The following is an 8,597-nucleotide window of genomic DNA, read 5'->3' as shown; positions in this document are numbered from 1 at the left end:
GTCCCTGCCATTGGAAGCCGGTGGGGCCGTCCGGCGGTTGAGCTTGCACCGGATCATCTGGCATGGGAGATAGAGGCTCATTATCTGGCTCATGCTCTGATGAGCTATATTCTGATTCTGTCTCCGCAGAAAATTGTCATGGGCGGCGGTGTCATGAAGCAGAGCCATCTCTTCCCGATGATTCGCACGAAGCTGCAGGAGCTGCTTAAGGGCTATGTGCAGCATGCTTCATTGGCTGCTGATATCGACAGCTATATTGTCTCTCCGCAGCTTGGCGATAATGCCGGGCTGGCAGGCTCAATCGCCTTGGCCAGCATAGCCCTTGCCGGGAATTAATCGATCGGAGTTCCGGCGGCAAGCTGCCTTTTGTGCAAAGGGGATTGACTGTTCGTAAAAATATGGTATTGTATGGATTAACAGTATAGCCGTTTGGTAGAGGAAGCGACTCTTTCACGTTAGCCGTGAGGGAGGCGCTTTTTTGCGTTGAATCTCCCCGAGGCTTCGGCTTGGAGCCGGCATACTGAACATTACCAATGTAAAGGCAGGGAAAGAACATGCAAATTGTATTCATGAACCGATTGTCCAAAAATTCCGGTGAGTCCCCGGGGGATTTCGCCCAGCTGTGGATCGGCGAGGAGGAGGGTGTGTGGCACCTGGGCTGGCGCGATTTTGGCGAAAATCCGGAATCTGCCGATTCTACATGGTATGAAGGCAGCTCCTGGAACGAGATGCTGGGGGGATATAGGCATGAGCTGGCGGTCAAAATGGGAGAAGGCTACCGCCCGCTGATTGATGGCGTCTTTCATGAAGAGACGGCTGTGACCGGACGAAATCAGGAGCAGATGAAGCTTCAATATTACAGCGAGCAGCATGGGAACGAGCCGGTATATGAAGAGCTGTGCGCATGGAGGCGGAAAAGAGCCTCTTTGGAGCATAAAGCGCCATATCTGCTTGCGAGCAACCGGCTGCTGCGACTGCTGAGCGCCTATCTGCCGCAGTCGCTGGAAGAACTGCTGCAAATTCCAGGCGTGGGGGAAGCCAAGGCTGAGCAGTACGGTCAGGAATTACTGGCCATCACTTCCGCGGCGGAGCGCAGTCATTCCTTCCCGCTAAGCTGGGTTGGCAAGGAGATCGAAGAGGAGTCTTTTGCCTCCTGGCTGTATAAGCAGAAGGAGATCAAATACAAGAAGCAGCTGGACCACCTTCGTCTGCGGCGGCAGCTTCTAGAGGGGATCGCGGACGGCTGCGGACTGGAGGAGCTTACAGCGCGCAGCCAATACTCCCGCAGGGAGATCCTGGAGGTTGTGGAGGAGCTAGAGAAGGACGGCTATATCGTTGATCCGCTGATTCAGCGGGAGCTTATGGACATGCCGCCTGGCGAGCAAGAAGTGGTCTGGAACGCTTACAGGGAGCTCGGAGACTTATTCCTGAAACCGGTGCTGCACAAAGTATACGGAGAAGACGCCGCGCCCGAAGGCGGTCTGGAAATGGTTTACGAGCGTCTGCGGCTGATCCGGATTCGCTTCCGGAGAGAGAATTCGGGAGCGGCGCATCAGTAGAACATTCGCAGAAGCAATAATAAAGCGCTGCAAAATAAATGAAGGTCTCCCTTGCGCAGTAGCCTGCGCGTAAGGAGACCTTCGTCTATGGGAAGCTTGGTCTGCTGTCATAGCCAATCTTTTTTGCGAAATAGATACAGCATGCCGCAGCCCAACGTCACCATGACGCCAATGACGCCATAATAGCCGTATGTCGTGTGCGTTTCGGGAATGTTATCAAAGTTCATTCCGTATATGCCGGTAATCACGGTTAGCGGCATGAATATGGTCGTAATCGCTGTAAACACCCGCATGATTTCATTGGCGCGGTTCGCGATACTGGACTGATAAGCTTCTCGCAAGTTGCCCATCAGATCGCGGTACGTCTCGAATGTCTCAGAGATTTTGACCGCGTTCTCGTAGATGTCGCTGAAATATTTCTGCAGTTGATCGTCAATCAGCCGCAGATCCTTTTTGTTGAGAGTGTTGATGACTTCCTTCTGCGGACCGAGCATTTTCTTCAGCCACAGAATTTCGCTTCGCAGACCGATAATTTCACTTAAGTGCGATTTCTTGGTATGCATCAGAATATCCTCTTCCAGCTTCTCGATCCGCACCTCGATCCGGTCGCCGACGGCGAAATAATTGTCCACAACAAGGTCGATCAGCAGATAGAGGAACCGGTCGGGCTCACCGACCTCCTGCTCCCACAAAATGGGCTTCAGTACGCGCAATTCGTTAATCTTCTGCTTCGTGACGGTAATGATAAAGTGCCGCCCAAGAAAAATATTAAGAGCACGCAGGAAAATTTCCTCGTCGTCAAAACGGATGCTGTTTACCACAATAAAATAATGGCTCTCGTAAATTTCAATTTTGGGACGCTGTTCCTCATCGCTGAGACAGTCTTCCACAGCCAGATCGTGAAGATTGAACAGAGGCTGCAGCATCTCCAAATCCTCCACGTCAGCGTCAATCCAGTAGAACCCTTCTACCGGAGGATTAAGAGTCAGTTCAATATCATCCACAGGGGTAAAAATGCCTGCATTAACCAGCCGGATCTTCATCTGATTCACTCCTTCTCTCCCTAGCTTGCCCAGGGATATGCTTATGAAAGCACAGGGAAAAATCAGCTTGACCGGCGGTCGCAACTATGGGCCGCTTTATATTCCGAAGGCATGAAGAAGAAGCGCTCCCGCCGCCGGCAAGCTGATATTCATCCTGTACGGTTGTTCCTGATCAGCGCTGTGCTGCGTACTCGGGTCGCCTTCCATTCTTCATCTCACCTCTTTATTAATAAAAATTGATTATTTCGGGGTCCCCGCAAAGTACCTGGTTAGGCTTTGTAGCCAAGGCTCCACATTGTGGGGCGATCTCTGAAACACTTGTCTAGTATAACGCCGGGTAATGCCTCTTTCAAGAAAAATTGTTGTCATCTTAAAGACTTTAGAAACAGTGTATGGACTTGACGAAAGCCGGGTTCATGATTTAAAGTGATTTATAAGAATTTTAATTGAATATGTCCAAATCTTATCAAGAGCAGGTGGAGGGACTGGCCCGATGAAACCCGGCAACCGGCGTGAAACGCACGGTGCTAATTCTTGCAGAGACGCAGGCCTGATGTAGGCAGTTTTGTTGCGTTGTCTGACAGATGAGAGAGTATCATATGTGTATAACTATGACCTTTCTCGTTTATTTCGGGAAGGGTTTTTACTTGTTTCTTGATATAACCGCTTCCTGCGGTTTCCAATAATAGAAGGAGTGAGCTTGCAATGCCGATCAAGATTCCTGACAGTCTACCCGCCAAGGAGATTCTATCCGGGGAAAATATTTTCGTTATGGATGAAAGCCAGGCCTTTCACCAGGATATCCGCCCTCTGCGGATCGCCATCTTAAACCTGATGCCCACTAAAGAAACTACCGAGACGCAGCTGCTGCGTCTGGTCGGAAACTCGCCTTTGCAGGTGGATGTCACGCTGCTTCATCCAAGCTCCCATACCTCGAAAAACACATCGGCGGAGCATTTGGAGAGCTTCTATAAGACGTTTGACGAGATTAAGCACCGCCGTTTTGACGGTCTGATCGTGACGGGCGCCCCCGTGGAGCAGATGGATTTTGAGGATGTGAACTACTGGGAAGAGCTGAAAGAGATTTTCGAATGGAGCAAGGACAACGTGACTTCGACGTTGCATATTTGTTGGGCGGCTCAGGCGGGACTCCACTATCATTACGGCGTCCGTAAGATCGGTCTGCCTGAGAAATGCTTCGGCGTGTTCCCGCATTGGACCACTGCGCCGAATACCAAGCTGCTGCGCGGCTTCGACGAGCTGTTCTATGTGCCCCATTCCCGGCATACGGACATCTCCCGCGAGGATGTGTTGAATACGCCGGATTTGCAAATATTGGCGGAATCGGAGGAGGCCGGCGTTTATATCGTCGCTACCCACGACGGGCGGCATATTTTTGTGACCGGGCACTCCGAGTATGATCCGTTCTCCCTGAAAGGGGAGTACGACCGCGATATCGCGAAAGGGATGGATGTAGCGCTGCCGAAGCATTATTTCCCGAACGATGATCCGGAGCGCACGCCGCCCGCCGTATGGCGCGCCCACGCGAACCTGTTGTTCTCCAACTGGCTTAACTATTACGTCTACCAGGAAACGCCATACGATATCGGGCCTGTAATATGAATGCTGTACCTTTAAGACAAGCCATATTATATTGAAGATAATAGGTACTAACTTTGGGGGGGAATCAATCATGAACGACAAACTTAGAATTGAAAGCAGGCTGGCCCAAATCGGCTCGCAGGAAGACCCGGCGACGGGCGCAGTGAATTATCCGATATACCAATCCACCGCATTCCGTCATCCAAGGCTTGGACAAAGCACAGGCTTCGATTACATCCGGACCAAGAACCCGACACGCTCTGTGCTGGAGCAAGCGGCGGCTGAACTGGAGTCCGGCGACGCCGGATTCGCGTGCAGCTCCGGCATGGCCGCGCTGCAAACCATTTTCACCTTGTTCGGGCAGGGCGACCACCTGATCGTCTCGCTGGATTTGTACGGCGGCACGTACCGGATGCTGGAACGGATTATGTCCAAATTCGGCGTCTCCGCTTCTTATGTGGACACGAATGATTTTGACGCCCTGGAATCGGCCCGCCGGGATAACACGAAAGCGGTCTTCATCGAGACGCCGACCAACCCGCTGATGATGATTACCGATATCGAGGCGGTGTGTACCTGGGCCCGCCGCTACGAAATGCTGACCATCGTGGATAACACGCTGCTGACGCCATATTTCCAACGGCCGCTTGAGCTGGGCGCGGATATTGTCATCCACAGTGCGACCAAATATTTGGGCGGGCATAACGATGTGCTGGCTGGGCTGATTGTAACCAAGGGCAAAGAGCTGTCGGAGGAGATGGCCATCCTGCATAACTCAATCGGCGCCGTTCTCAGCCCGAGCGATAGCTACCAGCTAATGAAAGGCATGAAGACGCTGGCGCTTCGCATGGAGCGGCATGAGAGCAACTCCCTGGCGATCGCTCATTTTCTGAAAGAGCATCCGGCGATTGCGGAAGTATTCCATCCGGGTCTTCAAGGGCATCCGGGGTTTGACATTCAGCAGCGCCAATCGAGCGGCAACACCGGCATTTTCTCCTTCAAAGTTAAGGATGCCAGATATGTGGAGCCTATTTTACGCCACATCAAGCTGATTGCGTTTGCCGAAAGTCTCGGCGGAGTCGAGTCGCTGATGACTTACCCCGCAATTCAGACACATGCCGATATTCCCGCTGAAATCCGCGATGCGGTGGGCGTGGATGACAGGCTGCTGCGTTTCTCGGTCGGCATCGAGCATGTTGACGATCTTATTGCCGATCTGCGGCAAGCGCTGGAAGCGGCGCGGTCGGAGCTTGAGGCGGATAGCGCCCAGGCCGGCCAGCCGGTGCGTTAAATCGGCGGATTCGCAGCAGGAGCAAGAGCATAGTGTCAATTAAACTAGACGGAAGCGCCAAGCGCTGGCGGCGCCGTCTTTTTGTATTCGTGCAAATGCGCCTTACTATGCTGCAAATTTAACCCGCTTTGCGGGTTTTTTGTGCCTTTTACAGGGTATAGGGCGAAAAAGCGGTTTTTAACCGCAGCGGATTATGATACGATGAGTTAACGGACATATTCCTTTGTCATACAAATTTTATGGATTCATTAAGGATGGTTGTAAAAGGAGGGCGCAAACGATGGGCGCGATCGATCAAATTTTGAATAAAGCGCTGCAGGGCGAACGCCTTGGCGTTGAAGATACGGTCAGACTGTTTGAGAGCAACGAGATTGAGAAAATGGGCGCTGCGGCGGATATCATAATGAAAAGATGGCATCCCGAGCCGGTGACGACTTTCGTTATCGGCCGCAATATAAACTATACGAATGTATGTGATGTGTACTGCCGATTTTGCGCTTTTTACCGCAGACCCGGCTCTGAGGAAGGCTACGTCCTGCCGGATGACACGATATTTGAAAAAATCAGAGAGACAATCGCCGTGGACGGAACGGAGATCCTGATGCAAGGAGGCACAAATCCCGATCTGCCGTTCAGTTATTATACGAATCTGCTGCGGAACATCAAGGAGCGATTCCCCGGCATCACGATGCATTCCTTCTCCCCGGCGGAGATTATGAAAATGAAGGAGATTTCCGGGCTGACCCTGGAAGAGACGCTGCGCGAGATTCATGCGGCGGGTCTGGATTCGCTTCCCGGAGGCGGAGCGGAAATCCTGGACAACCGCACGCGGAAAAGAATCAGCCGGCTCAAGGGTCCGTGGCGCGACTGGATGGAGGTTATGCAGACGGCGCACCGAATCGGCATGAATACGACGGCGACCATGGTGATCGGACTCGGGGAGAGCATGGAGGAGCGGGCACTGCATCTTCTGCGCATCCGTGAAGCTCAGGACGAATGCATTGCGAAGAACTACAATTCGGAGGGCTTCCTGGCCTTTATCTCTTGGACATTCCAGCCGGATAATACGAACCTGAAGCTGGAGCGCCAGAGTCCGGAAGAATACCTGAAGACGGTGGCAATCAGCCGGCTTGTGCTCGATAATATCGAGAACTTCCAATCCTCTTGGGTAACGATGGGGCCAGAGGTTGGCAAGCTGTCGCTGCAATACGGCTGCAACGATTTCGGCAGCACAATGATTGAGGAGAACGTTGTTTCCTCGGCGGGCGCGACGTACAAGGTCAACATCGAGTCGATTCTGCAAATCATCCGCGAGGCGGGCAAAATCCCGGCGCAGCGCAACACGCAGTACGATATTCTGAAAGTATTCAACGACGCTTCCTCGGGAGTGCGGCGCGATTTTGTGATGCAGAACTAAATGAATGCGGCTTTAATAAAGAACCTTCAGTTCCACTTGTATAGTGGCTCTGAAGGTTCTTTTGCATATTGTTGGGATTCGCTCAATTGGATCTGCCCATTTGGGACGGCCCATTGAGCCGAGGTATGTCCGGGTAATTGCGCCCCAAGGGGTATCATCGCAAAGGGCATCCGGATGGATTTCCGGCGGATTCCGTGATCCTATTCAGCGGCTTCCCATTTGCAGCGGACCGGGGAAACGATCGCTTTTTCTTTTTTAAGCTCATTAAAGGCCTTGTCGATTTCCTTGCGGTCCAGTCCGGAGAGTTTCTCTACTTCCCCCGCGCTAACGGGTTTGCCGGCGGATTTAATCGTTTCCAGCACCTGTTCCTTCACGCTCATTGCTTTATCCACCTCCTCACGAGTAAACGCTTTATTAAAGAGTTCTGTATCAAATTTATAGTATAAGAAGATTCGGGCAGACATCTGTGATTTTTTTCGTAACCTTCAGTTGGCTGGAATTACAGATTTACAACGATATCCAAAAGTGATATCATTTAAGTATCAAATACATATCCTTTTTGGAGGTGCCTTATGCAAGAAAAAATGCTTCGTCCCATTAACGGCTTCTGGATTATCGCCATGATTGTCATCTGCTTGGGCGGTGGGGTTTATGGAGCAGCCCGGGGCTATGATGTAGTACCAGTCATTTTGTTCGTGGCTGCGGGGGTGCTCGCGACAAGCATTACGGTGGTGCAGCCCAATAAGTCGGTCGTGGTCACTTTTTTCGGCAGATACGTTGGGACGATTTCGGCCAGCGGCATGTGGGCTGTTATTCCGCTCAGCAAGCGTAAGACGGTTTCCCTTAGAGTCCGCAATTTCAACAGCGTCAAGCTGAAGGTAAACGATATAGAGGGCAACCCGATCGAGATTGCCGCTGTCGTCGTGTTTAAGGTCATCAATTCGGCAAAAGCGCTGTTCGATGTCGATAAATACATGGAATTTGTTGAAATTCAGAGTGAGACGGCGCTTCGCCATGTAGCGAGCAAATATCCTTACGACAGCTTCAGCGGAAGCGGCATGTCTCTGCGTGCCAACGCCGAGGAAATCGCCAAGGAACTGGCCTTGGAGCTGCAGGACCGGCTGTCCCTGTCGGGGGTCGAAGTACTGGAGGCGCGCCTGACGCATCTTGCGTATTCCACTGAAATCGCCAGCACCATGCTTCAGCGCCAGCAGGCTTCGGCCATTCTATCGGCGCGGCAGATCATTGTGGAGGGTGCGGTCGGCATGGTGGATATGGCGATCAAACAGCTGAAGGAAAACGGTGTTGTAGATCTGGACGAAGAACGGAAAGCGGCTATGATCAACAATCTGATGGTAGCCATTGTATCCGAGCGCGGAGCGAACCCGGTTATTAACGCCGGCTCGTTGTATTAAGGCGGTCCCATCATGGCGGCCAAGAAGAACTTTCCGCTGCGCATTGATCCCAGACTCTATGAAGCGCTGGAGCATTGGGCGGGAGAGGAGTTCCGCAGTGTGAACGGACACATCGAGTATTTGCTGCGGGAGAGTCTGAAGCGCGCTGGCCGCTTGCCTGATCGAAAGCCGCATGATGAACAGCTCTAAGCAGCGCTGCTGTTGACCCGGCGGCTTGACGGGAGCGGCCGTTAGGATTTATAATTACACATTATTCACGCGAACAGCATT

General features: G+C 52.2%; 9 protein-coding genes and 1 riboswitch. Of the genes, 7 read left to right on the top strand and 2 right to left on the bottom strand.

Translation table 11 applies throughout. The features are described 5' to 3' along the window. Together L691_RS0111485 and L691_RS0111480 are read left to right on the top strand one after the other, a co-directional pair. Positions 1 to 336, top strand: a 336-nt coding sequence (locus tag L691_RS0111485; RefSeq protein ID WP_025690666.1) for an ROK family protein, incomplete at its 5' end; no start/stop codon positions are given. A 218-nt stretch (positions 337 to 554) separates the two neighbouring features. Further along, the gene (locus tag L691_RS0111480; RefSeq protein ID WP_025690665.1) at positions 555 to 1,559 is read left to right on the top strand and encodes an HRDC domain-containing protein; all 1,005 of its coding nucleotides are present in this window, start codon (positions 555 to 557) and stop codon (positions 1,557 to 1,559) included. Between the two features lie 107 nt (positions 1,560 to 1,666). Here L691_RS0111480 and corA read toward each other — a convergent pair whose 3' ends face one another. After that, positions 1,667 to 2,602 carry a magnesium/cobalt transporter CorA gene (corA, locus tag L691_RS0111475; RefSeq protein WP_025690664.1) on the bottom strand — a complete coding sequence of 312 codons (936 nt, stop codon included), beginning with the start codon at positions 2,600 to 2,602 and terminating at the stop codon, positions 1,667 to 1,669. 460 nt (positions 2,603 to 3,062) lie between these two features. Beyond that, a riboswitch (SAM riboswitch) is annotated at positions 3,063 to 3,193 on the top strand. Positions 3,194 to 3,307: 114 nt separating this feature from the next. Between corA and metA the strand changes: the two genes are divergently transcribed. From metA to mqnC, 3 genes are all read left to right on the top strand, one after another. Next, positions 3,308 to 4,225, top strand: a complete 918-nt coding sequence (gene metA, locus L691_RS0111465) for a homoserine O-acetyltransferase MetA (RefSeq protein WP_025690663.1) — start codon at positions 3,308 to 3,310, stop codon at positions 4,223 to 4,225. A gap of 70 nt (positions 4,226 to 4,295) precedes the next feature. Further along, positions 4,296 to 5,495, top strand: a complete 1,200-nt coding sequence (locus L691_RS0111460; RefSeq protein WP_025690662.1) for an aminotransferase class I/II-fold pyridoxal phosphate-dependent enzyme — start codon at positions 4,296 to 4,298, stop codon at positions 5,493 to 5,495. A gap of 280 nt (positions 5,496 to 5,775) precedes the next feature. Next, positions 5,776 to 6,912, top strand: a complete 1,137-nt coding sequence (gene mqnC / locus L691_RS0111455; RefSeq protein WP_025690661.1) for a cyclic dehypoxanthinyl futalosine synthase — start codon at positions 5,776 to 5,778, stop codon at positions 6,910 to 6,912. 200 nt (positions 6,913 to 7,112) lie between these two features. Here the strand turns inward: mqnC and L691_RS0111450 are convergent, their stop codons facing one another. Further along, positions 7,113 to 7,292: a transcriptional regulator gene (locus L691_RS0111450; RefSeq protein ID WP_025690660.1), complete on the bottom strand. Its 180-nt coding sequence runs from the start codon at positions 7,290 to 7,292 to the stop codon at positions 7,113 to 7,115. Positions 7,293 to 7,484: 192 nt separating this feature from the next. On the opposite strand from L691_RS0111450, the gene L691_RS0111445 reads away from it, so the two are divergent. Both L691_RS0111445 and L691_RS31265 read left to right on the top strand, forming a co-directional pair. Next, the gene (locus L691_RS0111445) at positions 7,485 to 8,327 is read left to right on the top strand and encodes an SPFH domain-containing protein (protein WP_025690659.1); all 843 of its coding nucleotides are present in this window, start codon (positions 7,485 to 7,487) and stop codon (positions 8,325 to 8,327) included. 12 nt (positions 8,328 to 8,339) lie between these two features. After that, positions 8,340 to 8,516, top strand: coding sequence for a hypothetical protein (locus tag L691_RS31265; RefSeq protein WP_036736688.1), 177 nt, complete (start codon positions 8,340 to 8,342; stop codon positions 8,514 to 8,516). Positions 8,517 to 8,597 lie beyond the last annotated feature (81 nt).

Source organism: Paenibacillus zanthoxyli JH29, assembly GCF_000520715.1.
Classification (GTDB): domain Bacteria; phylum Bacillota; class Bacilli; order Paenibacillales; family Paenibacillaceae; genus Paenibacillus_AQ; species Paenibacillus_AQ zanthoxyli.
Note: the sequence above shows the minus strand (reverse complement) of the source record. Positions and strands in the feature narration are given on the sequence as shown.